The sequence below is a fragment of the Lentzea sp. HUAS12 genome (assembly GCF_024125735.1).
GTDB lineage: Bacteria > Actinomycetota > Actinomycetes > Mycobacteriales > Pseudonocardiaceae > Lentzea > Lentzea albida.
Window position 1 is genome coordinate 9,484,853 of the sequence record NZ_CP099738.1, and the last position, 24,339, is coordinate 9,509,191.

At 70.7% G+C, this 24,339-nt stretch carries 26 protein-coding genes and 1 pseudogene; 13 read left to right on the forward strand and 14 right to left on the reverse strand.

What is annotated here, in order from left to right; translation table 11 throughout:
• Positions 1-92: 92 nt before the first annotated feature.
• Positions 93-695: a DUF305 domain-containing protein gene (locus ND450_RS44690; protein ID WP_253323963.1), complete on the forward strand. Its 603-nt coding sequence runs from the start codon at positions 93-95 to the stop codon at positions 693-695.
• Here the strand turns inward: ND450_RS44690 and ND450_RS44695 are convergent.
• Complete coding sequence (locus tag ND450_RS44695) at positions 661-3,003, reverse strand: tetratricopeptide repeat protein (protein ID WP_253323964.1); 2,343 nt, start codon at positions 3,001-3,003, stop codon at positions 661-663. The genes ND450_RS44690 and ND450_RS44695 overlap by 35 nt on opposite strands.
• 19 nt (positions 3,004-3,022) lie before the next feature.
• Positions 3,023-3,352: an antibiotic biosynthesis monooxygenase gene (locus tag ND450_RS44700; RefSeq protein ID WP_253323965.1), complete on the reverse strand. Its 330-nt coding sequence runs from the start codon at positions 3,350-3,352 to the stop codon at positions 3,023-3,025.
• An 80-nt stretch (positions 3,353-3,432) separates the two neighbouring features.
• On the opposite strand from ND450_RS44700, the gene ND450_RS44705 reads away from it, so the two are divergent.
• The 5 genes from ND450_RS44705 to ND450_RS44725 all read left to right on the forward strand — a co-directional run bounded on the left by ND450_RS44705 (position 3,433) and on the right by ND450_RS44725 (position 7,644).
• Positions 3,433-4,023, forward strand: a complete 591-nt coding sequence (locus tag ND450_RS44705) for a TetR/AcrR family transcriptional regulator (protein WP_253323966.1) — start codon at positions 3,433-3,435, stop codon at positions 4,021-4,023.
• Positions 4,024-4,135: 112 nt separating this feature from the next.
• The gene (locus tag ND450_RS44710) at positions 4,136-5,029 is read left to right on the forward strand and encodes an ABC transporter ATP-binding protein (protein ID WP_253323967.1); all 894 of its coding nucleotides are present in this window, start codon (positions 4,136-4,138) and stop codon (positions 5,027-5,029) included.
• Entirely contained in the window at positions 5,013-5,738 is a 726-nt protein-coding gene (locus tag ND450_RS44715) for an ABC transporter permease (RefSeq protein ID WP_253323968.1), read from the forward strand. Before ND450_RS44710 ends, ND450_RS44715 begins: the two co-directional genes overlap by 17 nt.
• 9 nt (positions 5,739-5,747) lie before the next feature.
• Positions 5,748-6,899 carry a sensor histidine kinase gene (locus ND450_RS44720; protein WP_253323969.1) on the forward strand — a complete coding sequence of 384 codons (1,152 nt, stop codon included), beginning with the start codon at positions 5,748-5,750 and terminating at the stop codon, positions 6,897-6,899.
• 121 nt (positions 6,900-7,020) lie between these two features.
• Positions 7,021-7,644, forward strand: a complete 624-nt coding sequence (locus ND450_RS44725; protein WP_089914214.1) for a response regulator transcription factor — start codon at positions 7,021-7,023, stop codon at positions 7,642-7,644.
• Positions 7,645-7,686: 42 nt separating this feature from the next.
• Here the strand turns inward: ND450_RS44725 and ND450_RS44730 are convergent, their stop codons facing one another.
• From ND450_RS44730 to ND450_RS44740, 3 genes are read right to left on the reverse strand one after another with little or no spacing between them, the layout of a single operon-like run.
• Positions 7,687-8,031 (reverse strand): putative quinol monooxygenase, encoded by a 345-nt coding sequence (locus ND450_RS44730; protein WP_253323970.1) that lies wholly within the window; start codon positions 8,029-8,031, stop codon positions 7,687-7,689.
• A gap of 40 nt (positions 8,032-8,071) precedes the next feature.
• Positions 8,072-8,980 (reverse strand): TIGR03619 family F420-dependent LLM class oxidoreductase, encoded by a 909-nt coding sequence (locus ND450_RS44735; RefSeq protein ID WP_253323971.1) that lies wholly within the window; start codon positions 8,978-8,980, stop codon positions 8,072-8,074.
• A gap of 43 nt (positions 8,981-9,023) precedes the next feature.
• Positions 9,024-9,887 (reverse strand): NmrA family NAD(P)-binding protein, encoded by an 864-nt coding sequence (locus ND450_RS44740; RefSeq protein ID WP_253323972.1) that lies wholly within the window; start codon positions 9,885-9,887, stop codon positions 9,024-9,026.
• 89 nt (positions 9,888-9,976) lie between these two features.
• Here ND450_RS44740 and ND450_RS44745 point away from each other — a divergent pair, with 89 nt between their 5' ends.
• On the forward strand, positions 9,977-10,591 hold the full coding sequence (locus ND450_RS44745; RefSeq protein WP_253323973.1) for a TetR/AcrR family transcriptional regulator: 615 nt from the start codon (positions 9,977-9,979) through the stop codon (positions 10,589-10,591).
• A gap of 138 nt (positions 10,592-10,729) precedes the next feature.
• Here the strand turns inward: ND450_RS44745 and ND450_RS46190 are convergent, their stop codons facing one another.
• The 9 genes and pseudogenes from ND450_RS46190 to uraH all read right to left on the reverse strand — a co-directional run bounded on the left by ND450_RS46190 (position 10,730) and on the right by uraH (position 19,238).
• Positions 10,730-11,116 carry a gamma-glutamylcyclotransferase gene (locus tag ND450_RS46190; protein ID WP_371927601.1) on the reverse strand — a complete coding sequence of 129 codons (387 nt, stop codon included), beginning with the start codon at positions 11,114-11,116 and terminating at the stop codon, positions 10,730-10,732.
• A 16-nt stretch (positions 11,117-11,132) separates the two neighbouring features.
• Positions 11,133-12,026, reverse strand: a pseudogene (locus tag ND450_RS44755) (XdhC family protein); the annotation flags it as partial.
• 57 nt (positions 12,027-12,083) lie between these two features.
• Positions 12,084-13,490: an NCS2 family permease gene (locus ND450_RS44760; protein ID WP_253323975.1), complete on the reverse strand. Its 1,407-nt coding sequence runs from the start codon at positions 13,488-13,490 to the stop codon at positions 12,084-12,086.
• Between the two features lie 105 nt (positions 13,491-13,595).
• Positions 13,596-14,057, reverse strand: coding sequence for a nucleoside deaminase (locus ND450_RS44765; protein WP_253323976.1), 462 nt, complete (start codon positions 14,055-14,057; stop codon positions 13,596-13,598).
• Positions 14,058-14,076: 19 nt separating this feature from the next.
• A complete protein-coding gene (locus ND450_RS44770; protein WP_253323977.1) occupies positions 14,077-16,263 on the reverse strand; it encodes a molybdopterin cofactor-binding domain-containing protein in 2,187 nt (728 codons plus the stop codon).
• A complete protein-coding gene (locus tag ND450_RS44775) occupies positions 16,260-17,612 on the reverse strand; it encodes an 8-oxoguanine deaminase (protein ID WP_253323978.1) in 1,353 nt (450 codons plus the stop codon). Before ND450_RS44775 ends, ND450_RS44770 begins: the two co-directional genes overlap by 4 nt.
• Complete coding sequence (locus tag ND450_RS44780) at positions 17,609-18,070, reverse strand: (2Fe-2S)-binding protein (protein ID WP_089913194.1); 462 nt, start codon at positions 18,068-18,070, stop codon at positions 17,609-17,611. Before ND450_RS44780 ends, ND450_RS44775 begins: the two co-directional genes overlap by 4 nt.
• Positions 18,061-18,921, reverse strand: coding sequence for a xanthine dehydrogenase family protein subunit M (locus ND450_RS44785; RefSeq protein WP_253323979.1), 861 nt, complete (start codon positions 18,919-18,921; stop codon positions 18,061-18,063). The genes ND450_RS44780 and ND450_RS44785 overlap by 10 nt, the downstream gene beginning before the upstream one ends.
• A gap of 2 nt (positions 18,922-18,923) precedes the next feature.
• Complete coding sequence (uraH, locus tag ND450_RS44790; protein ID WP_036015170.1) at positions 18,924-19,238, reverse strand: hydroxyisourate hydrolase; 315 nt, start codon at positions 19,236-19,238, stop codon at positions 18,924-18,926.
• Between the two features lie 128 nt (positions 19,239-19,366).
• Between uraH and ND450_RS44795 the strand changes: the two genes are divergently transcribed.
• The 6 genes from ND450_RS44795 to ND450_RS44820 all read left to right on the forward strand — a co-directional run bounded on the left by ND450_RS44795 (position 19,367) and on the right by ND450_RS44820 (position 24,211).
• A complete protein-coding gene (locus tag ND450_RS44795) occupies positions 19,367-20,806 on the forward strand; it encodes a PucR family transcriptional regulator (RefSeq protein WP_253323980.1) in 1,440 nt (479 codons plus the stop codon).
• Positions 20,807-20,815: 9 nt separating this feature from the next.
• On the forward strand, positions 20,816-21,070 hold the full coding sequence (locus tag ND450_RS44800) for a hypothetical protein (protein WP_143091512.1): 255 nt from the start codon (positions 20,816-20,818) through the stop codon (positions 21,068-21,070).
• A 66-nt stretch (positions 21,071-21,136) separates the two neighbouring features.
• The gene (locus ND450_RS44805; protein WP_253323981.1) at positions 21,137-21,460 is read left to right on the forward strand and encodes a hypothetical protein; all 324 of its coding nucleotides are present in this window, start codon (positions 21,137-21,139) and stop codon (positions 21,458-21,460) included.
• A gap of 48 nt (positions 21,461-21,508) precedes the next feature.
• Positions 21,509-22,243, forward strand: coding sequence for an ATP-binding protein (locus tag ND450_RS44810; protein ID WP_253323982.1), 735 nt, complete (start codon positions 21,509-21,511; stop codon positions 22,241-22,243).
• Positions 22,244-22,354: 111 nt separating this feature from the next.
• A complete protein-coding gene (locus tag ND450_RS44815) occupies positions 22,355-23,194 on the forward strand; it encodes a helix-turn-helix transcriptional regulator (protein WP_089913177.1) in 840 nt (279 codons plus the stop codon).
• Positions 23,195-23,296: 102 nt separating this feature from the next.
• On the forward strand, positions 23,297-24,211 hold the full coding sequence (locus ND450_RS44820) for a superoxide dismutase (protein WP_253323983.1): 915 nt from the start codon (positions 23,297-23,299) through the stop codon (positions 24,209-24,211).
• The last annotated feature ends 128 nt before the right edge of the window (positions 24,212-24,339 follow it).

Here is a 24,339-nt window from a genome sequence, read left to right on the forward strand (position 1 = left end):
AGCTGTACCCCCTCAGTACGGGTTGGTGAGGGGGAGTATGACCCTTTCGCCTTGCTAAAGGCCAGCGTCTTTCGGAGGGTATTGTCCGGAGCATGCGTTCTGGGGTTCTCGTCATCGTCGCGGCATCCGCCCTGCTGGCAGGCTGTACGTCGGAGCCGCCCGCCGCACCGGTCATCGCGCCGGACACCCCCGGCGGCACGGCGTCCGTCGTCGCGCCCGGCGACGTGAGCGCCAGGGTCACGCCGCCGCCCAACGACGCCGACCGCGAGTACGTGGCGATGATGATCGCCCACCACGAGCAGGCGCTCGCGATGACGCGGTTCGCCCCCGACCGCGCGGAGAACGAGACGGTCAAGGGCCTGGCCGACCGCATCCGGTTCAGCCAGGAGCCCGAGATCGGCGCCATGAAGCAGTGGCAGCGCACCTTCAACGCCATCGGCACGCACGGCGACCACGCGTCGATGCCGGGCATGGCGACGCAGGACCAGCTGAACGCCCTGGGTGCCGCGCGCGGCAAGGACTTCGACCGGATGTTCCTGGAGCTGATGATCAAGCACCACGAGGGTGCGATCAAGATGGCGACGGACGTGCGCGCCGCCGGGTCCAACGTCCAGGTCGAGGAGATGGCCGACGACGTGGTGGCCACCCAGGACGACGAGATCAAGCGGATGAGGAAGCTGCTGACAGAGCTGTGAGGCGCTCGCGGGCCTTGGCGACGTCGGCGTGCCCGAGGCGTTCGTAGATCTCGAGCGCCTCTTCCCACGCGTGCCGTGCCTCGTCCGCCCCGCCGGTCGCGACGTGCGCGTCGCCGAGGTTGATCAGGGTGGTGGCCACCTCGAACTGTTCGCCGATCGCGGCGAACAGATCGAGCGCGTCGCCGTAGTGCGTGATCGCACCGCTGAAGTCGCCGAGGTGGCCCAGGTTGTAGGCGATGCTGTCGAGTGTGCTCGCCTCACCGAGCTTGTCACCGCCGGCGCGGTGCAGGGCGAGCGCGTTCTGGCACTGGCCGAGCGCCTCGTCGTGGCGGCCGAGCAGCCCCAGGAACCAGCCGACCTGGTTCAGCGCGCCGGCCCGCTCGATGTCGCTCGCGGCCAGTGCCACCGCGCGTCGTCCGTGGTGCAGGGCCTGGGCGAGGTCGCCCTGCTCCTCGTGGGCCTGGGCCAGGCTGCGGTGCACGCGCGCCTGACCGTCGGTGAGGTCGCCGCGTTCGTACAGGGCCAGAGCCGTCCGCAGGTGTCTGTCTCTCGTCTCGGCGTCGCTCAGCCGGTAGTGGGCGTGCGCGAGGATGTGGTGGAGGCGGGCGGCCGCGTGGTCGTCCTCGAGTCGCCGGGCGGCGGCGAGCGCGGACCGCAGGACGGTCACCCATTCGTGCCATCTGCCTGAGCGGTCCATGTGGACCGTCAGGCACCACGGGAGCTGCCACGCGTAGCGGTCGAGCCGTGCGCCGGCCGCGGCGATGCCGAGCGCGATGATCACGCCGGTTTCGGCGGCGAACCACCTGCTGCTCGCGTCGTGGCCGTCCGGTCGTTCCGGGACGACGTCAGGGACGTGCGGAGCGATCATGAGGCGTTGACGGTGGGCGTGGAGTTCGGCGTCTGCGTGGTGCGCGCTGTGCAGGTAGTGGTCGAGCAACCTGTGCAACGCGTCTCGGCCCTCGTCTTCCTCGACGAGGCCGCGGGCGTGCGCGTGGACCAGGTCGTGCAGCACGAAGCGGCCGTCGCCGGTCTCGGTCACGAGGTTGGCGGCGACCAGCTCCGGCAGCGCAGGGGTGGTGCCCGCCAGGCTGCGGGCGGCCGGCGCGGACACGTCCGGTCCGGGGTGGACGCCGAGCAGACGGAAGAGTCGTTGCGCGGTAACCGAAAGCCGCTCGTAGGACCAGTCGAACACCGAGCGGACGGTGGTCGTCTCCTCGCCGGTGTCGAGGAAGTCGAGCACGTCGTCGTCCGCGAAGTCGTCGGCGAGCGCGGTCAGCGAGTGCTGGGGGTCGGCGCGGGCGGCCACGATCGCGAGGGCGAGGGGCAGGCCGCCGCACCGCGCGGCGAGGCGGGAGAGCGCCTCGGGCTCGGCGCCTGCGCGGGCACCGATCCGCTTGGTCAGGACTTGGTGCGACTCGGCGGGGCTCAGCGCGTCGAGCCGCACCCTGGTGGTGTCGCCGAGGTCGTCCATCCGGTTGCGGCTGGTGATCACCACGCGGCACGAGGGGTCGTCCGGCAGCAGCGGGCGGACCTGGTCGGCGTCGCGGGCGTTGTCGAGCAGGAGCAGCATGTTCTTGCCGCGCAACAACGTCCGGTACAGCAGGGCCTGCTCGGTGGTGCTCGGGGGCAGGCTCTCCGGTGGCACGCCGAGCGCGCCGAGGAAGCTCCGGATGGCCTCCTCGGGACGTGCCGGCGCGTTCTGGTCGAAGCCGCGCAGATTCACGTGCAGCTGCCCCGCCGGGAAGTCGGCCTCCTTCGCCCACTGCAGCGCGAGGGTGGTCTTGCCGACTCCGCCCACCCCGCTGAGCAGGGTGACCGGGCCGGAGCGGCGCAACGCGGCGAGTTCGCGGTCGCGTCCGGCGAACTGGACGGGCGGCGCGGGGACCTGGTGCGGCACCGGCGCGAGCGCCTCGACGGCCCTGCGTTCGCCGTCCAGGCGCGCGGCGACGTCCCGCACGCCCTCGACGTCCTCGAAGGCCCTGCCACGCCACAACGTCAGGGCCTCCGCGTAGCGGCTCTGGTCGCGCAACGACCGGAAGTCGAGGAGGTCCGAGTTCGTGACGTGGAGGAGGTAGCCGGTGCCGTGCGTGCGCAGGCTGCCGGCGGCCTCGCCCAGCACCCGGCGCAGCCTGCTGACGGCCTGGGGGGTGGACGAGGCACCGCCCAGCTCCTCGACGGGCACGACCTCGCCCGCGTTCGCGAGCAGCGTCGCGAGGATGGTCCTGCCGCGACCGGCGGGCAGCGGGATCTCCTGCCCGCCGACCTCCACCCGCAACGGTCCCAGCAGCAGAAAGCGCACTTCCCCCATGCGGGGGAAGGCTAGCGGCCTACTGCTCGACGCGCTGCCGGGGCAGGACCAGGTCTTCGGCGTGCGTGAACCGTTCCGGCTCGTTGCCCGTCACCAGGCGTGCGATCGTGCGGTGGCCCTTGTGCGCCTCGCGGAACGCGTCGGAGGCGACCCACGCGCGGAAGGCGTCCTCGGACTCGAACTCGTTGACCGAGACGTACGGCTGGTCGTCCTGCGTCGGCTTGAGCAGCGTGCTGCGCAGCAGGCCGGGAACTCCGGGCAGGTGGGTGCGCATGTTGCCGCGGAAGTACCGCTCGAATTCCTCGGACATCTCCGGGTTCACGAACATCCGGTTGGTCGCGATGAACATGCTGGCCTCCCTGATCCCGACGCTCTGTCGGGAACTATTCCAACTCCCCGTCGGGAAATCAAGCGCGATACGATCCCGATGTGCCGAGGATCAGCGCAGACACCGTCGCGGAGCACCGCGCCAACCGGTTGCGCGCCCTGCTGGACGCCGGGCGGGAGATCGTGTCCTCCGAGGGGGCGGAGGCGCTGACGCTCGCGTCGCTCGCCAGACGCGTCGGGCTGTCGCGGCCGAGCCTCTACGAGTACTTCCGCTCGCGTGAGGAACTGGTCGCCGCGATCGTGTCGGACGCGCTGCCGGAGTGGGCGGACAAGCTGGAGGACGCGGTCAACAGCGCCTCGTCCGTGCCCGAGAAGATCGAGGCGTACCTGCGTACCGAGCTCGCGATCATCACCGACGGCAGCCACGGGGCCGTGGTCGCGTTGTCCGCGCACACGCTGCCGGACTCGTCGCGCGAGCAGATCCGGGCCGAGCACGAACGGTTGCTCGCGCCGCTCGTCGGGGTGTTCAAGACCGCCGGCGTGGAGCGCGCGGCGTTGCGGGCGATGCTGGTGCACGCGATGGTCGAGGCGACGTCGCGGATGATCACGCCGGGCCGCAACGAGCACAACGAGGCGGTCATCGCGACATTGCTCGACCAGGTGGTGCATGGGCTGGACAAGCCCATCGGCTGAGCGCCGCCGCGTGGTCGGCGCCGCGGATGACCGGTGGCATCAACCGATCGGTTGATCCCGGTCGGACTCGTCGTTCGATGATCTCGGCGCCCCGGTCGCCGAGGCTGGTGGCATGGCGATCATCGAAGTGCGCGACCTCGGGAAGAGGTACGGGCCCCGCGTGGCGGTGGACTCCGTGTCGTTCGAGGTGGCCGAGGGGGAGATCTTCGGCGTGCTGGGGCCCAACGGGGCCGGCAAGACGACGACGGTCGAGTGCGTGTCGGGGCTGCGGACGCCCGACTCCGGGAGCGTCGCGGTGCTGGGGGAGCGGCCTGCCGACGTGCGGGCGTCGATCGGGGTGCAGTTGCAGGCCTCCGAACTGCCGGAACGGATGCGGGTCGGCGAGGCGCTGGCGTTGTTCTCGTCGTTCTACCCGTCGCCCGCCGACTGGTCCGCGCGGCTGGGGCTCACCTCGCACCTGAAGGCGGAGTTCGGGCAGCTGTCCGGCGGTTTGAAGCAACGGCTGGCGATCGCGCTGGCACTGGTCGGCTCGCCCCGCGTCGCCGTGCTCGACGAGCTGACGACGGGGCTCGATCCGCAGGCGCGGCGCGACACGTGGTCGGTGGTCGAGGAGGTGCGGGCGGCCGGCGTGACGATTCTGCTGGTCACGCACTTCATGGAGGAGGCCGAACGGCTCTGCGACCGGGTGGCGGTGTTCCGCGAGGGGCGGATCGTCGCGCTCGACACGCCTTCCGCCCTGGTGTCGCGTGTGGACGGTGCGACGCGGGTGCGGTTCGTGCCGTCGGAGCCGCTGGACGTGACGTTGCTGGAGGCGTTGCCCGAGGTCACGTCGGTGTCCGCGGTGGGGGAGCAGCTCGTGGTCAGCGGATCGGAGAACCTGCTGCACGCCGTGACGTCCCTGCTCGCGCGGCGGCAGGTCGTGGCGCGGCAGCTCCGCGTCGACCAGGTCTCGCTGGACGACGCCTACGTCGAACTCACCGGGGGTCGTGATGGTGCGGATCGTTGAGATAGAGGCGCGCTTGTTCCTGCGCGACCGGCTGAACTCGTTGTTCGCGGTGCTGTTCCCGTCGATGTTGCTGCTCGTGCTGGGCGCGATTCCGGGCTTGCGCGAGCCCCTGCCGGAGCTCGGCGGGCAGCGCTTCATCGACAGCTACATGTCGGCGCTGGTGGTGTTCACGCTGGCGTTCATCGGGTTGCAGCGCGTGCCGACCGTGGTGGCGTCCTACCGGGAGAAGGGCGTGTTGCGGCGGTTGTCGACGACGCCCGTGCACCCGGCGCGGTTGCTGGCCGGTCAGATGGTGGTCAACTTCGCCGCGGTGATCTTGTCGGTGCTGCTCCTCATAGTCGTGGGGTACGTCGTTTTCGGCGTCGACCTGCCTCACCACCCCCTCGGCCTGGCGTGTGCCGTGGTGCTGGGAGGCGCGGGCACGTTCGCGTTGGGCCTGGTGATCGCCGCCCTGGTCCCGAACGCGCGGGCGGCCGGTGGCTGGGCGACGGTGGTGTTCATGCTGCTGATGTTCCTCGGCGGCGTGTACCTGCCGCGGTTCATGCTGCCCACGGCGATCCAGGCGATCGGTTCGTACGCGCCTCCGGGTGTGGAGGCGCTGCAGCAGGCGTGGCTCGGCACCGCGCCGGACTGGAGGCATCTCGCGATCATGGGACTGGTGGGCCTCGTGGCGGGTACCGTCGCGGCCAGGACGTTCCGCTGGGAGTAGCTCGTGGACATGGCCGCGTTGGACAGGTGGGAGCGCAGGCTCGTCACGATCGCGCACGTGATCCCGTACTTCGTGCTGATCGTGACGACGGTGCTGTACTCGATCTTCACCGCGCAGTCCGCGCCGGAGCGCTGGTTCACCTACGGCGTCGTGGCGTTCGGCTTCGCGTGGATGATGTGGTGGTTCACGCTGCATCCCGCGTGGCACCGGCGCACGGACCTCATGGCGGTGTTCATCGCCGGCATGGTGGTGTTCTACGCGGTGCTCGGCATGCGCGAGCACTGGTTCGGCGCGGTGTCGTACGCGGTCTACGTCTACGCGAGCGAGATCCTGCGCGGCCGCTGGATGTTCTTCGTCGTGGCGCTGACGGCAGGCCTGGCGACGCTGTCGTTGTTCGGCGGCTACCCGTCCGACGCCCCGGCGGCGTTCTGGTTGCTGATGCTCGTGTTCGTGGTGGTGGCGTGCACCTTCACGTACGTGGGCCACGTGACGACCGAACAGTCCCGGATGCGCAAGGAACTGCTGGAGGAGAACGAGGGCCTCCACGCCCAGTTGCTGGTGCAGGCGCACGAGGCGGGCGTGCAGGACGAACGCCACCGCATGGCGGGCGAGATCCACGACACGCTGGCCCAGGGCCTGGCGGGCATCATCACGCAACTGTCCGCCGCGTCCTCTTCGGACTGGGAACGCCGCGTCGCCGTGGCCACCGACCTGGCGCGGTCGAACCTGGCCGAGGCCCGCCGCTCCGTCCACGCCCTGCGCCCACCGGCCCTCGACTCGGCGGCCCTGCACGAGGCACTCGACGACGTCGCCTCGGGCTGGTCGAGGCACAACGGCGTCCCGGTCTCGGTCACGCTGACCGGAGCTGTGCGCGAGACGCACCCGGAGGTGGAGGTCGCGCTGCTGCGCACCGCCCAGGAGGCGCTGGCGAACGTGGCGAAGCACGCCTCGGCGTCGCGGGTGGGGCTGACGCTGTCCTACATGGAGGACGTCGTGACGCTGGACGTGCGGGACGACGGGGTGGGCTTCGACCTGGCTCGGCCGTCCGACGGGTTCGGGCTGCCCGCGATGAGGCATCGGGTGCACCGGCTGTCGGGGGCGTTGTTCGTGGAGTCGGAGCCCGGGGCGGGGACGGCGATCTCGGCGCGGGTGCCCGCGTGAGGCGGGAGGGGCGTGGCTGGGGAGGGGCGGCGGCCGGCCTGGTTGGCGAGCGGTGGGGAGCGTGTGTGGAGCAGGGGAGTGATGGCGTGAGTCGTGTGGTGCGCGGCGGGAGGGTGGCGGCGTGATCCGGCTCGTGATCGTCGACGACCACCCGGTCGTCCGCGACGGCCTGCGCGGCATGCTGTCCACCGGCGACTTCGAGGTCGTCGGCGAGGCCGCGTCGGGGGACGAGGCGGTCGCCGTGGTCACGGCCGTCTCGCCGGACGTGGTCCTGATGGACCTGCGCATGCCCGGTTCGGACGGCGTGTCCGCGATCGAACGGCTGCGCGGCCACCCGTGCCGCGTCCTGGTGCTCACCACGTACGACACCGACCGCGACGTGTTGCCCGCCATCAAGGCGGGCGCCACCGGGTACCTGTTGAAGGACACGCCGCGCGACGAGTTGCAGCGGGCGATCCGCGCGGCGCACTCGGGGGAGGCGGTGTTGTCGCCCGCGGTGGCCACGCGGTTGCTGGGGCAGGTGCGGGAGCCTGCCTCGGAACCGTTGTCGGCCCGGGAGGTCGACGTGCTCGCGTTGGTGGCGAAGGGGACCACGAACCGGGCCGTGGCGGCGGCGCTCTTCATCAGCGAGGCGACGGTGAAGACGCACCTGCTGCACGTCTACGCGAAGCTCGGTGTGTCGGATCGGGCGGCGGCGGTCGCGGTGGCGTACGAGCGCGGGCTGCTCAAGCCGGGAGGTCGGTGAACCCGCGACCCCTTGCCCCGGGGTGCGGGTTCACAGCTCGCGTCACGCACTCAGCGGCAGCAGCCAGCGCAGCTCGAAGTCGAGGGCCTCGAAGAACGCGTCGGAGTGCTCCCGCAGGTCGGGGTTCCGCAGGTGGCCGAGCAGGTCCGAGCCGTTCGACCAGCGCTCGTAGAACACGAAGACGCGCGGGTCGTCGAGCTCGGCGTGGACGACGTACTGCTCACACCCCTTCTCCGCGTGCACCGCGGGGATGGCCGCCTTCACCAGCCGGTGGACGTGTTCGGGCTCGAAGCCCGGCCGCAGGCGGGCGACGGCGACGAGGCTGACCGGCTCGGTCGAGGACAGGAACTCGGCAGGCGCCAGAGCGCCGTTGTCGGTGTTGCTCAAGACTTCCTCCCAGAACGGCATGGCGCCAGCGCCACGCAGGTCACTTCTGCTGTCCGCGCACGCTCGCCAGCATCCCGGCGGCCAGGTCGAGCATCTGGTCGACGTCGTCGGCGAGGTACATCAGGTCCACCAGGACGTGCCGGACCTCGGACTCCGCCTCCACGCGCCTGATCAGCTCGGCCACCTCCCGCACGACGGTGGCGGAGCGGACGGACGGGTAGATGCGCAGGATCACGTCCAGCTCGTCCGGATCACGGCCGGCTTCGGCCGCCATGCCGCGGATCACCGCCCAGGGCCCGTTCACCGCCGCCTGGATGTCCGTGGCACGGGGCGGTACCAACGCCGGTAGCCAGCCGTCGGCACGGCTCGCCACTCGCCGCATGGAGGCGGGAGCGAACGCCGCCAGGTAGACCGGCGGGCGGCGCGCCGGCTTCAGGGCCGCGCGGGTGGCGGGCAGTGTCCAGTGTTTGCCGCGGTATTCGGCGGGATCGGCCGTCCACAACTGGTCGAGCACGTCGAGGGTCTCGTCCAGGCGGGAGCCGCGCTCGGCCATCGGCACGTTGACCGCCTCGAACTCGTCCGGCGACCAGCCGACCCCGAAGCCCGGCACCAGGCGTCCCCCGCTGAGCACGTCGAGCGAGGTGAGCACGCGACCGAGCAGCGCAGGCGGGTACCACGGCGCGTTGAGGACGTTGCTGCCGATCAGCACCCGTTCCGTGGCCGTGGCGGCCACGCTGAGCAGCACGAACGGGTCCAGGATCGCGCGGAACTCGTCCGGGAACCTCTCGCCGCCGTTGTGGCCGATGGCGGGGTCGACCGGCGACAGCAACCGGTCGATCACCCAGAGGCTGTCCGCTCCCAGCTGTTCCACTTCGCGCGCGTACCTCGCCACCTGCGGCGCCTGCCAGGCGACACCTCCGGCTTGCGGCAGCGTGAATCCGATCTTCACATCACTCCCCGGGATCGACGCGGACCCTGACCGCGGTTTGAGGTCAGCGGTTCACCGAATCGCGCACGTAGTCCCGCAACGTGCGCGGCGCGTGCCCGAGCAGCTTCGTCATCGTGTCCACCTCGGCCGGATCGGTCGGGATGGCCGCCGCGCCGAGCAGTTCGAAGCTGCGGATCCAGTCCACGAGTTTCTGGCCGGACAGCCTCTTCGCGAACGCCTCACGCCACTGCGGGTCGTCCCCCGTGTAGCGGACCTCGCGACCGAGCGCCTCGGCCCAGATCCGCGCCGACTGCTCGCCGTTCAACGACTCCGGCCCGAGGAGCTGGTAGGAGCCGGGCGCGAAGCTGACGTCGGTGAGCGCGTTCGTGATCACCTCGGCCGCGTCGCGCAGGTCGATCCGGTTGACGCCGCCGGGGTGCAGCGGCGTCGGGAAGACACCGGCCTCGATGTCGGCGCGGAAGACCTCGTCGTTCTGGTCGAAGTTGGTGAGGCTGAACATCGCGGGCCGGGTGTCGGTGCTCGCGAGGAACGCGGCCAGCCGCAGCTTGCCGACGTACGCGGGAATCGCGCGCCCGGCCGCCTCACGCGCGTCGTCGTCCTCGATGTGGAAGCCGCCGAACGCCAGTCGAGCGCCCGCCCGCTGCGCCTCCTCGCCGAAGACCGTCGCGATGTCGATCTCGTTGGTCTCGTGCGGCGACACGTAGAACGCCGAGTCGACGCCCCGCAGCGCGCTCTTCACGGCCTCGCGGTCGGCCAGATCACCTTCGACGAGCTCGACCGTGTCGGGCAGGTTCGCCCGCTCCTTGTTGCGCACCAACGCGCGCACATCCACACCTCGGCGCACGGCCTCGTCCAGCACCAGCCCACCCACGGTGCCCGTCGCTCCGATGATCAGCGTCTTGGTCATGGTCCCCTCCGTTGACTCAAAGTCAGTGACTCTTAATCAATGGATACCGCTTCGCTGACTTCGAGTCAATGAACTGTTAGCGTGGAGGCATGACCCGCGCCGCCAGCGCCGCTGCCACCAGGGAGAAAGTCCTGGCCGCGGCACGAGAGTTGTTCATCACGTCGAAGTACGACGACGTCAAGGCAGCAGACATCGCACGCGCGGCCGGTGTCGCGCACGGCCTGGTGTTCCACCACTTCGGCAGCAAGCAGGGGCTCTACAGCGAGGTGCTGTGCACCATCGGCCGCGAGGTGCTGGACCTGCACGTCAGCAATCCGGACGTGCCGCTGGGCGAACGGATCCGCCGATCGCACGCGGCCCACCTGTCCTACCTCGTGGCGCATCGCGAACTGGCGTTGAACCTGTTGCTGCAGCCGTGGGGTGCGGAGGAGCCGTTCGACGCGGTGCGGGACGACGGCAACCGGAAGCTGTGCGAGAACCTCGGCCTGGACTTCGACCGGCCGGCGGTGCGGGCCGTGCTGCGGATGTACACGACAGCGGCCGACCAGCTCGCGCGTGACTACCTGCTGAGCGAGCACCCGTTCGACGAGAACGTGGTCGTCGAAATGCTCATGACCGTGCTCGCGGGAGCGTTGCGAGCGGCGCGGATCGCCGACCCGTCACTGGAGGTGGACCGGGTGGTCGAGGAGCTGGCGCGGCCGTAGCCGTGCCGGCCCGATCCGCGCGGGAACGCTGGACGACCTGCTGCCGCTCGGACCCCCGCGGCGAACCCGGCGTGTGCACCGGGTCCGCCGCCTGCGGCAACTCCCCCTTGCCCGTGGCACCCCCCGATGCCACTTCCCTCACCCCTCGCGATGAAGGAACTCCCGCCAGTCCCCCAGATACGAGATGTCCTGGATGTCACCCGATTGGAGCAACGGGTCGACCATCGCGTCCCGCAGGACGGTGGCCAGGGCGGCGCTGCCGTCCTCCAATTCGATGACGCCGATCTCCAGTTCGGCGGGCTCCGCGGGGACCAGGTGGTCGCGCAGGACCTTCAGCGGCAGGTCGTAGAGCTCACCCACGACCGAGGCCGAGCCCGACTCGTGCATCGCGGGGAACTTCCCCCGCACCGAGAAGTAGCGGTACCTGGCCGCACTGCGGGCCCGGCACACCATCGGCGTGCCCTGCAGTTGGGCGTGCAGCGGTCCGCCCCGCATGCCGCCGCCGTTGAGGAAGATCAGTGCCATGGCTCTCCAGGGTTCGGTGGATGGGCGTGGACAGCGAGGACAGGGGGAGGCCAGACCCGTCGTGGCGCACGGCCACGAGCTCGGCCGCGATCGACACGGCCGTTTCGGCGGCGCTGCGTCCGCCCAGGTCGAGGCCGATGGGCGAACGCAGCCGCGCCAGTGACGCCTCCGGCACACCTTCGGAACGCAGGAGCGACAGCCGTTCGGCGTGGGTGCGGCGGGAGCCCAGCGCGCCGACGAACGCCAGCGGTCGGGACAGGGCCTCGACGAGGACCGGGACGTCGAACTTCGGGTCGTGGGTCAGCACCACGACGGCGGTGGACGGGTCGGTGCGGGTGGACGCGAGGTAGCGGTGCGGCCAGTCGACGACGACGGAGTGTGCGGCGGGAAAGCGTTCATGGGTGGCGAAAACGGGGCGTGCGTCGCACACGGTCACGTGATAGCCGAGGAAACGGCCCATCTCGGCGACGGCGGCGGCGTGGTCGATGGCGCCGAACACCAGCAGGCGCGGCGGCGGCAGCCACGAGTCGGTGAACACCCGGCCCCCGGCCTCGAAGCGCACCGAGAGCGGGAGTCCCTCCAGAGAGGCCGAGAGGGCCGCGCGCAACGGGAGAGAATCGCGCTGCACCAGCACGTCGAGGGAGCCGCCGCAGGTGAGGCCGACCGCGAACGCCGTGTCGTCGGAGTAGCCGAACGACGCCAGCGCGGGGACACCGCTCGAAAGCACCTCGCACGCCAGGTCGTACACCTTACCCTCGACGCAGCCGCCGGACACGCTGCCGATCACCTCGCCGGAGGGTCCGACGGCCATCGCGGCGCCGACCGGGCGGGGCGCACTGCCGCGCACGGCCACCACCGAGGCGACCGCGAACCGGTCCCACGACAGCAAAGTCGAAGCCAGGTCGCGCATCGAACCTCCCCAACGAAGGGGGCCCGGCCGGGTGGCCGCCCGGCCGGGCCCCGCGGATCACTTGCCGCTGATCAGGTCGACGCCGAAGTACACGGCGAACATCAGCGCGAGGCCGGTCATCAGCCAGCCGGGCCAGCGGCCCTTGCAGATGCGCAGCACGACGTAGGACACGAGGCCCGCGCCGATGCCGTTGGTGATCGAGTAGGTGAACGGGATGATGGACACGGTCAGGAACACGGGGATCGTGAAGTCCGTGTCCTGCCAGGGGATCCGGCGGATCTGGGTCATCATCAGGCCGCCGATCACCACCAGCGCCGGTGCCGCCGCCTGCGCCGGCACGACCGTCGCGAGCGGTGTGAACAGCAGTGCCACCAGGAACAGCCCACCGGTCACCACCGAGGCCAGGCCGGTCCGGGCGCCTTCGCCAACGCCCGCGGCCGACTCCAGGAACACGGTGTTCGGGGCGGACCCCGTGACGCCACCGGCGATCGCGCCGGCGCCGTCGACCATGAGGATCTTGCCCATCCCCTCGACCTTGCCGTCCTTCTTCAGCCCCGCCTCGTCGGCGACCGACGTGATCGTGCCCATGGCGTCGAAGAACCCGGAGAGCACCAGCGTGAACAGGAAGATCGTCGCCGCGATCACGCCCGCCGACACGAAGCCGCCGAACAGGTCCACGCGTCCGAACAACCCGAAGTCCGGCGAGCTCACCACGGACGAGGGCAGCGACGGCGTCACGAGACCCCAGCCCCGCACGTCGAACACGGCGTTCACCACGATCGCGACGACGGTCGCCACCACGATGCTGATCAGCACGGCACCGGGCACGCCCCGCGCCAGCAGCACGATCATCAGCAGCAGACCGAGGCAGAAGACCGCGATCGGCCACCCGCTGAGGTGCCCGTCGAGGCCCATGCGCACCGGCACGGTCGATCCCGCCGCGTCCGGCGTGCGGGTCACGAAACCGGCGGAGACCAGTCCCACCAGAGCGATGTAGAGCCCGATGCCCACGGTGATCGCGATCTTCAACGGCTCCGGGATCGCGTTGATGATCCGCTCGCGGACTCCGGAGGCGGCCATGACCACGATGCAGATGCCTTCGAGCACCACGAGACCGAAGGCCTGCGCCCACGTCATCTCCGGTGCCATCTGAAAGGCCACCACGCCGTTCACGCCGAGACCCGCCGCTATCGCGAGAGGTGCGTTGCCGACGAGTCCCATGAGGACGGTCATCACGCCGGCGGCCAGCGCCGTCGCTGTGGTGATCTCGGCGATGGTGAGCTTGGCGCCCGTGATGTCCGCGGACGCGCCGAGGATCAACGGGTTCAGCAGCACGATGTACGACATCGCGACGAACGTCGTGATGCCCCCGCGCACCTCACGGCCCAAAGAGCTGCCACGTTCGGTGATGCGGAAGAACTGGTCGAGGGCCGACGTCGGTTGTCGGCTCCGTAACTGGGTCATGGAGGACGGCCTTTCCCATGCCGGTGGGCGCGTTCCAACGCCGGAACGCGTTTAAGCGATGTGAGCTCCGGTCAGCACTGTGTTCGATTTTTGGGGGCTTGTGGCCTAGTAGTCGATACGAGTCGCGAGCGACATCCACGCTGTGAACGGGGCGTTGTCCTCACCGGTGGAGATCTGGTGCACGGGCAGTTCCCAGTCGTCGCGCGACTTGCTGAACAGCTCGTAGAACTCCCGGTCGTCGAACCCGGCCGCCGCCGCGTCGTGGCGGTCGGCGGCGTAGACGACCCTGTCGACCCGCGCCCACAGCGCGGCGGACAGGCACAGGGGACACGGCTCGCACGACGAGATGAGCGTGCAGCCGGTCAGTTTGAAGTCACCGAGGGCTTGGCAGGCCGCGCGGATCGCGACGACCTCGGCGTGGGCGGTGGGGTCGAGCGACGGCGTCACCTGGTTCACGCCGGTGGCGATCACCTCGCCGTCGCGGACGACCATCGCGCCGAACGGGCCCCCACCGGAGGCCACGTTGCGGGTGGCCAGGTCGATGGTGGCGAGCAGATGTGCGTTCACAGCAGGAAACTCCAGGGTTCTAAGTACCGGTGAGGTGTTCCGGGCGGACCGGGACGCGGGTGAGCGCCAGGCCGGTCGCCGCGCGGATCGCCGCCACGATCGCCGGGGTCGACGAGATGGTGGGCGGTTCGCCGACGCCGCGGATCCCGTACGGGGCGTGGGGGTCGGCGAGCTCGAGCACGTCGATGCTCATCGGCGGCATGTCGAGCACGGTGGGGATGAGGTAGTCGGTGAAGGACGGGTTGCGCACCTTGCCGCCGGAGGTCTGGATCTCCTCCATGACCGCGAGGCCGAGGCCCTGGGCGGAACCGCCCTGGATCTGGCCCACCACGGCCTGCGGGTTCAGCGCGCGGCCCACGTCCTGGGCGCAGTCCAGCGACACCACGCGCACCAGACCGAGGTCGACGTCCACGTCGACGACGGCGCGGTGGGCGGCGAACCCGTACTGGACGTGCGCGTTGCCCTGCCCGGTCTCGGGATCGAGGGCCTCGGTCGCGCGGTGACGCCACTCGGTGGTCTCGTCGATGACCTCGTCACCGATGTCCGCACGACCGTCCAGACGTGCCTTCACCAGCGCGCAGGCGGCCTTCACGGCGCCACCGGTCACGTACGTCTGGCGGGAGGCGGAAGTCGAACCGCCGTTGCCGATCGTGGTGTCCATCGGCAGCACGGTGACGCGCTCGATGCCGAGCTCCGTGCGCACGATCTGCTGCATGATCGTCACCAGGCCCTGGCCGACCTCGCACGCCGCGGTGTGCACCGCGGCGGCCAGTTCGCCGTTGACCATCGAGACCCGGACGCGGGCGGTCGAGTAGTCGTCGTAGCCCTCGGAGAAGCAGATGTTCTTGATGCCGACCGCGTACCCGACACCCCGCACCACGCCTTCGCCGTGCGTGGTGTTCGAGACGCCACCGGGGAGTTCGCGGATGTCGGTGGAGGTGCCGGCGGGCAACGGCTTGTCCTGCACCAGCTTCAGCAGCTGGGCGACGGGCGCGGCCGAGTCCACGACCTGGCCGGTCGGCATCACGGAGCCCTCGGTCATCGCGTTGCGGATCCGGACGTCGACCGGGGACATGCCCAGCGCCTCGGCCAGCTTGTCCATCTGGGACTCGTAGGCGAAGCCCGCCTGCACAGCACCGAATCCGCGCATCGCGCCGCACGGCGGGTTGTTCGTGTAGAGGCCGTACGCGTCGACCGTGACGTTGTCGACCTCGTACGGTCCAACGCCGAGTGTCGCCGCGTTGGCCACCACAGCGGGCGTGGAGGAGGCGTACGCGCCACCGTCGAGGTACATCTTCGTCCGGACGTAGACGAGCTTGCCCGTGTGGTCGGCGCCGTGCTCGTAGTACAGCACGGCCGGGTGCCGGTGCACGTGGCCGTAGAACGACTCTTCGCGGTTGTAGACCATCTTCACGGGCTTGCCGGTGTGCAGCGCCAGCAGGCAGGCGTGGACCTGCATCGACAGGTCCTCGCGGCCACCGAACGCGCCACCGACACCGGACAGCGTCAGCCGCACCTGCTCCTGCGGCAACCCCAGCGCCGCCGCGATCTGGTCGCGGTCGACGTGCAGCCACTGCGTCGCGATGTAGAGGTCGACCGACCCGTCCTCCGCCGGCACCGCGAGCCCGGACTCCGGCCCGAGGAACGCCTGGTCCTGCATGCCGACCTCGTACCGCCCGGTCACCACGACGTCGGCCGTGACGTCCTGCGAACCGCGGCGGATCGGCACGTGCCGGACCAGGTTCCCGCCGGGGTGCAACGGGGTGTCGTCGGCCGCGGTCTCCATGTCCACCACGGGTTCCAGCACGTCGTAGGTCACGACGATCTTCTTCATGGCCCGCAGCGCGGTCTCCGGGTGGTCGGCGCCGACGAGCGCCACCGGCTCGCCCTGGTAGCGCACGACGTCCACGGCCAGCACCGGCTGGTCCTTGTGCTCCAGCCCGTACAGGTTGCGGCCGGGCACGTCCGAGTGGGTCAGCACCGCGTACACGCCCGGCACCTTCAACGCCTCGGTGATGTCCACCGACGTGATGCGGGCGTACGGGTGCGGTGAGCGCAGCGTCGCGCCCCAGATCATGTCCTCGTGCCACAGGTCGGACGCATAGGCGAACTCGCCGCGCACCTTCAGGTTGCCGTCAGGCCGCTGCGGAGACGTCCCGATGCCACCCGACACCGCGGACGTGAGCTCGGCGGGAGTGAGGGTCATCGCGCAGCCTCCTGGAGCTTGGCGCTGGCGGCGGAGAGGTCCCGCGCCAGGTCGTCGGTGGACGCGGTGAGCAGGACCCCGTCCCGCACCACGACCTCACCGCCCACGATCAACAGCTTCAACGGCGGGGGAGTGCCCAGCACGAGTGCCGCCACCGGGTCCGCGATCCCCGCGTAGTTCATCCCGGACAGGTCCCACACGGCGAGGTCCGCGACCTTGCCGGGCTCGATCGAGCCGAGCGAGTCCGCGCGGCCCAGCACCTGCGCACCGCCCATCGTGCCCATCCACAACGCCTTGCGGGCGTCCAGCGCGCCCGGACCGCCGCGCTGCCGTGCCTGGTAGAGCGCCGACCGCAGCTCCACGACCAGGCCACCGTCCTCATTGGACGCGGCACCGTCGACGCCGAGTCCCACGGGCGCGCCGGCGTCGAGCAGGTCGCGGACCGGCGCGATCCCGGTGCCCAGCCGCCCGTTGGACGTCGGGCAGTGCGCGGACCCCGTCCGGGTCGCTCCCAGCCTCTTCACCGCGCCGGAGTTCAGGTGCACGGTGTGCGCGAGCCACACGTCCGGGCCCAGCCAGCCGAGCTGCTCGGCGTACTCGGTCGGCGTGCAGCCGTTCTCCGCCAGGCACTGCTCCTCCTCGTCGAGGGTCTCGGCGAGGTGCGTGTGCAGCCGGACGCCGTGCCGGCGGGCGAGCGAGGCGGCCCCGGTCATCAGCTCCTTCGACACCGAGAACGGCGAGCACGGCCCGACGGCCACGCGCACCAGGGCGTCGTCGGCGGTCGAGTGGTGGTCGCCGATGGCCTGCTCGGTCGCGACCAGCGCGGCCTCGGTGTCCTCGACCAGGTTGTCCGGCGGCAGGCCACCGGACGACTCACCGCGGTCCATCGACCCGCGGATCGCCTCCAGCCGGATCCCGATCCGCCGCCCCGCCGACACCAGCGCGTCGAACACGTCACCGCCGCCGGACGGGAAGACGTAGTGGTGGTCCGCGGCCAGCGTGCAGCCCGTCAGCGCCAGCCGGGCCAGCCCCGCCGACGCCGCCGCGTGCGTCACGGTGTCGTCCAGGCCGCGCCACACCGGGTACAGCGTCGTGAGCCACTCGAACAGCGTGGCGTCGGTCGCGAGGCCGCGCGTCGCCCACTGGTAGAGGTGGTGGTGGGTGTTGATCAGCCCCGGCGTGACCAGGCACGACGACGCGTCGACGTACGTGTGCGACTCGTAGGGCCGTGGCGCCGGGCCGGAACCGACGGAGGAGATCCGCCCGTTCTCGATCACGACGTGCCCGGACGCGTGCTCGGTCCCGGCTTCGTCCACAGTGGACACCGCGCAGCGGTCGAGGACGATCATCGGCGCGACGCCGCCAGTCGCACGGCGTCCAGGATCTTCTCGTACCCGGTGCAGCGGCACAGGTTCCCGGCGAGCGCCTCGCGGATCTCCGGGTCCGACGGGTTCGGCACGCGGTCCAGCAGGTCGTGCGCCTGCACGACCAGACCGGGCGTGCAGAACCCGCACTGCACCGCGCCCGCCTCGACGAACGCCTCCTGCACGGGGTCCAGCGCGTCCCCGTCGGCGAGCCCCTCGACCGTGCGCACCTCGCGGTCCTGCGCCTGCCCGGCCGCGACCAGGCACGCGCACACCGGCACGTCGTCCAGGTACACCGTGCACGACCCGCACTCGCCCTGCTCGCAGGCGTTCTTCGAGCCGGGCAGCCCGAGCCGCTCGCGCAGCACGAACAGCAGCGACTCGCCTTCCCACACGTCGTCGGCCTGGCGCTGCTCGCCGTTGACCGTCACGTTCACGCGCATGCCCGCTCCCCGTCCAGAAGTTCCTGCCAGGCCCAGCCCAGCGTCCTGCGTGCCATCACTGCCAAGGCGTGCTTGCGGTAGGCGGCCGACCCGCGCACGTCGTCGATCGGCGACGCGGCCCGCGAGACCAGCTCGCCGAACTCGCGCTTCACCGAGTCGAGCAACGGCGCCGGATTGCGGAAGTCCAGCGCCGAGGCCAGGAACTCCTCGGCCTCGGTGGCCCGCCGCGGTGTCGGGGCGGCCGACCCGACCGCCGCGCCGACGCGGTTCTCCTGCGGGAACAGCGAGATTCCGAACGAGCACACCGCGATCACCATGGCGTTGCGCGTGCCGACCTTCGAGAACTGCTGTGGCCCCTTGGCAGGCGCGAGGTGGACCGCCACGATCAGTTCGTCCTGCTCCAGCGCGTTCCGCTTCACCCCCAGGTAGAACTCGGCGGCGGGGATCATCCGCGTGCCGCGCGTGGAGGCCACCTCGATGACCGCGTCCGACGCCAGCAGCACCGGGTGGGTGTCCCCCGCGGGGGAGGCCGCGCCGAGGTTGCCGCCGACCGTGCCGCGGTTGCGGATCTGCGGCGACCCGACCGTGCGGGAGGCCATGGCGAGACCCGGCAACTGCTCGCCGAGCTCGGTGATGATCCGCGCGTACGGCACGCCCGCGCCGATCCGCAGCCCGTCCGACCACTGCCGCAGCTCGGGGACGCGCGTGAGGTCCAGCAGGGCGGAGGGCCTGCGGTGGTCGTAGTTCAGCTCCACCATGACGTCCGTGCCGCCGGCGATCGGCACGGCGTCCGGCCTCGAAGCCTTCAGCTCCAACGCCTCGGCGAGCGTTTCCGGTCGAAGGAAGTCCATCGTCAGCTACCTCGGTAGGTGGAGTAGGCGAACGGCGAGAGCAGCAGCGGCACGTGGTAGTGCTGCGCCGGATCGGAGTAGTCGAACGTGAGCACGACCTCGGGGAAGAACGGCGCCGCCTCGGCCGTGTCGAACACCAGCCGGTACACCCCGGCTTCCAGGCCCTCACCCCATCCGGTGATCCGCCCGTCGGTGTTCGTCTCGGCGTTCGCCACCTCGGTCCCGTCGCGGCGCTGCAGCGACACGGCGATGCCCGCGAACGGCCTGCCTCGCGCCGCGTCCAGCACGTGCGTGGAGATCGTCACTCGCCCTCCCATCTGGTTGTGAGCCAGTACACAGAGACACGGCTGTGTTCCTCTACGGCAGAAGTACATGAATCGCCAGGCCCCTGCACGACGAGGATTTGTGCTTTCCTACAAACACGAATGGACGAAAGTGACCTGTCATGTTGCTGCTGCGGACGTTGCTGCAGATGCCGGAACTGCGCCTGAGCCTGCACACCGGTGAGGACCAGCTCGACCGCACGGTCACGCGCGTGTACGGAACGGAGCTGCCCGACCCCAGCCGGTACCTGTCCGGCGGGGAGCTCGTGCTGTCCGGCCTGCTCTGGCACCACGGCCCGCAGGACTCCGAGACGTTCGTCCGCTCGCTCGCCTCGGCCCGCGTCGCCGGGCTGGCCGCGTCGGAGACCGAGGACCGCGCGCTGCCGACCGACCTCGTGGATGCCTGTGAACGCCACCACGTGCCGTTGCTCGAAGTGCCCGTCGACCTCTCGTTCGCGACCATCACCGAACGCGTCTCGATGGAACTCGTCGGGCTCTCGCGCCACCGCCGCCTGCTCAACGTCGTCGCGGAGGGCTCCGGCCTGCCCGCCCTGCTGCTCGCCGGCAGCCACGAGCTGGGCGCGTCGTGCTGGGTGCTGTCCACGGCCGGCCGGGTCGTCGCGGGCGGTGAGCTGCCCGACCGCGTCGGGCTGGTGAAGGAGTTCCTGCAGGCCGACCGGCTGCCGAAGACGGTCCGGGGCGTCACGCTCGTGCCGGTGTCCGAGCGCGGCGGCAACCGGCTCACCAGCTGGGTCCTCGTCGTCGGCGGCCCGGTGCAGCAGGAGGCCGCCGCCGAGCTCGCGTCCCTGGTCGGGCTGGAACGCCTCCGCGAGGCGCAGGGCCGCCAGATCGAGAACCGCACGGCCGCGCCCCTGGTCTCCGCCGTGCTGAACGGGTCGGCCGACCTGGAGTCGCGGCTCGCGGCCGCCGGTCTGGAGCGCGCCCGGCTCCGGGTGATCAGCGCGGTGACCTCCGACCAGCGCACCGACCTGGCCGCCGCCGTGCTGGAGGAGGCGCTGCCGCAGGCCCTCGTGACCCCGGTCGGCGACACCGTCTACGCGATCGCCAAGGCCGGCGACTCGATGCCCGACGACCTCCGCGAGGCGATGCGCGTGATGGAACCGGGCCTCGGCTCGTCCCGCGTGCTCGTCGGCATCAGCTCACCGGTCACGTCCCGGGGCCTGCGCGGTGCGGCGGAGGAGGCCACGCACGCGCGTCGGCTGGGAGAGCGCCGTGGCGGGCGCACGTGTGTGGTGGCGGGCGAGGAGATCGCACTGCACCAACTGCTGCTCGCGGGCGTGCCGGAGGAGTTGCGCACGTCGTTGCGCCGCCGGTTCCTCGGGCCCGTGCTGGACTACGACGCCGAGCACGGCTCGGACCTCGTGGGCACGTTGAAGGTCTTCCTGGACTGCTCCGGCTCGTGGACGGCGGCGGCCGCCAAGCTGCACGTCCACGTCAACACGTTGCGGTACCGGGTCGGTCGCGTGGAGGAGTTGCTCGGCACCGACCTCGCGGAGTTCGAGGCGCGCGTGGACCTCTTCCTCGCGTTGCAGGCGGGGTAGCTTGGCACCGTGTCCGAACATCGGCCGATCGAACAAATCGCGGCCGACCTTCGTCGCGTGCGGCGGGCACGGGCGTGCTTCGAGCCCGGTGCGTCGGCCGCCAAGAAGATCGGTGCTCGTCAGGCCTACGACGCGCTGCTCGTGCAGGCCTGCACGGCCCTGGGCGTCGAGCACCGGTTGCGCGCCCTGCCCGAGGGGATGGACCGCGAGGTCGAGCGGATCAGGGTCGAGGAGTGCCTTCGGCACCAGGGCTTGTCACTCTGATGGCTGATATCGCTTGAGCCTTCAGGCTGATGCCGGATCACCCCCGCGCTTCCTACCGTTCGGGGCATGAAGACCGCCGCCTTACTCGTGGGCCTGCTGCTGGCCGGAACAGCCGGTTGCGCGGCAGCGCCCAACATCCGCGTGGTGGTCGAGGGAACGGGCACGACCGACCGGCTCACCTACACGTTCCCCGGTGAGGAGGAACGCACCCTGCGCAACCCCGACCTGCCGTTCGAGCGCATGGGCAAGCGCAAGGGCAGGGTCGTCGTCCGGCTCGAGGGCGTGCACGGCGAGCTCACGTGCAAGATCATCGTCAACGGCCGGCAGGTGCGGTCCTCGACGTCGAGGACCGGGGCCGCGCTCACGTGCGATCACTCGATGGCCGTCTGATGAAAGACGGGGAAAGCCCGTAACTTCGAGGTTTCGGGGAGGTGCGGGATGAGGGACGTTCTGGTGGCCGGCGCGACCGGGGGCATCAGGGGGCGCGACGACGTGCCGCCGCGGTTCCGCCCGCCCGCGCCGCCGCGGCACTTCGTCGGCAGGGACGCCGAACTGGCGGGCATCCGGGCCGGGGTGACGGTGCTGCACGGCGCGAGTGGTGCGGGGAAGACCGCGCTGGCGTTGAAGTGGTTGCGGGACAGGGGGTCCGGAGCGCAGCTGTACGTCGACCTGGCGGCGCACGACCTCGGCCGCGTGCTGCGGGCGTTCGGGCTCGACGCCGGCCCCGCCGACGAGCAGGCGGTCTTCCGCGGCCTCGTCACGCGCCGGCAGTTCACCCTGTTGCTGGACAACGCGGACTCCGCCGAGCAGGTGACGCCGCTGCTGCCCGCGTCGGGCACCGTGCTCGTCACGAGCCGGTCGAGGCTCGCTCTCCCGGGAGCACGGGAGATCGCCGTGGGACCGCTGCCCGACGACGGGCGGCTCGGGCCGTTGCTCGATCTGTCCTATGTGGAGCTCGGTGAACGGCAGGCGCGGCTCTACCGGTTGTGCGCGTGGGAACCCGGCGCGTTCGGTGTGCCCGTGGCGGCGGCGATCGCGGGCGAACCCGAGTGCGACGTGGAAGACGCGCTGGACGACCTGGTGGAGAAGTCGTTGCTGACCGAGGTCGGAGACGACGCGTTCCGGTTCCACGACCTCGTGCGTGCCCATGCGCGCGCGATGCGTTATCAATAGCTTCGTGCGTTTAACGCAACGCGTCACGGTGAACGAACTTCCTTGCCAGTAAAGGGTTGTCCACACCGCCCGTCCCTTTCGGGGATCCGAATTGGTCCTATCCTTCGCGTCATGCCGAAGGATTTCCGGGCCACGACGCTCGAACGCGCCATCGGGCGTCAGCTGGCCGGGTGGCGCGCCGAGCGCGAGCTGAGCCTCACCGAGGCGGGCCAGCGCGTGGGGTTCAGCAGCGCCAAGCTGTCCATGATGGAGAACGCGGTGCAGCCGTCCGCGCCGGTCGACGTCATGGCGCTCGGGTACGTCTACAAGGTGCCGGTCGTGGAGTGGCAGGCCGTCGTCGCGCGGGCGCAGCACGCGGAACGGGCGCGCAAGGGCGCCGGGCACCCGGTGAACTTCGACCCGGCGGCGGACTTCGCGAACCTGGTGTTCGAGGCGACGGTGCTGCGGGCGTTCACGCTCGACCTCGTCCCGGCGGTGTTCCAGCTCCCCGGTTACACCGACGCCGTGATGCAGACCGACGACCCGGTGCGCACGGCACGGCTCGCGATGGTGCGGGAGGCGTGGGCCACGCGCCTGCGGGACAAGGACCCGCTGACGGTGCAGGCGGTGTTCCCGGAGGCGGTGCTGCGGCAGGTGGTCGGCGGGCCGCGGGTGATGAAGGCGCAGCTGCTGCACCTCATGGAGGTGAGCGAGCACGAGACGGTGAGCGTGCGGGTGGTGCCGCGCGGCGCGGGCGCCTACCCGGCGATGGGGTCGCCGTTCACGCTGCTCGGGTTCGCGCACCGGCAGCACGACGACGTGGCGTACCTGGAGACGTTCGTGAAGGGCGAGTACGTCGAGGAGCCGGGGATGACCGAGCAGTGCGCGCAGCGGTTCGCCGGGCTGCGGGAGGTGGCGCTGGGGGAGGGCGAGTCGCTGGAGCTCGTCGCCGAGGCCGCGGCCGAGCTGTGACGCGCCGCTGACCTGTGGAGATGTCGGAATCCTGAGAAATCTCCTGTTCGGCCGTCCTCTGGAGAAGGATCGGGGACGCACCCAATCCGATTAGGAGGCGGCATGTACCGCAGATTCGGTGTCCTGCTCGTGGCGGTCCTGGGCGTCTCGCTCACCGCCGCGGCGCCGGCCACCGCAGGCGCGTCCGAGCAGTCCCGCGGCACGCGGTTCCCGACGGAGTTCTCCCTGCCCAACGGGTGGCAGCCGGAAGGCATCGCGATCAGCGGCACGACGGCCTACTTCGGGTCGCGGGCCGACGGGTCGATCTACGCGGCGGACCTGCGCACCGGCACCGGCGAGGTGCTGGCCACCGGGCCGGGGACACCGTCGCTGGGCCTGAAGGTCGACGACCGCAAGCGGCTGTGGGTCGCGGGCGGCACGGGCGGCGACGCACGGGTCTACGACACGCGTTCCGGGAAGCTGCTGGCGAAGTTCCAGTTCGCGACCGCGGACACGTTCGTCAACGACGTGGTGCTGACCGAGAAGTCGGCGTGGTTCACCGACTCGCGCAAGGCGGTGCTCTACGAGGTGCCGCTGAGCCTCAAGCCGCACCGCACGCTCGCGGTGACGGGTGATCTCGTCGTCACCCCCGGCGCCACGAACCTGAACGGGATCGTCACCGGGCTCGACGGCGGTCTGATCGTCGTGCAGAGCAACACCGGGAAGTTGTTCAGGATCGATCCCCGGAGTGGTGAATCGACCGAGATCAATTTGAACGGTCAAACACTCACCAATGGCGACGGCCTGTTGCGTGAGGGGCGTCAGTTGTACGTGGTGCAAAACCGACTGAACAAAGTCGCGCGCTACACGTTGAGCCGTGATGGCGCGACGCTCGCGGCGGAACGCACGGACGCCCGTTTCGACGTGCCGACCACGGTCGCGGCGTTCGGCAAGCGCCTCTACCTGCCGAATGCCCGGTTCAGCACGCCTCCGACGCCGGAGACGACGTACACCGTCGTGGCGGTGGAGCGCCCCTAGGAAAACGGACGACGGAACTAGCCCGTACGGGGGTTCTTGCCTTGTGAGAACCCCTGTACCGGGTGTTGCTCCTCTCACTCGACTGGGTAGCCTGCCCCGTAACCTGAAACCACCCGAAGGAGTTACTC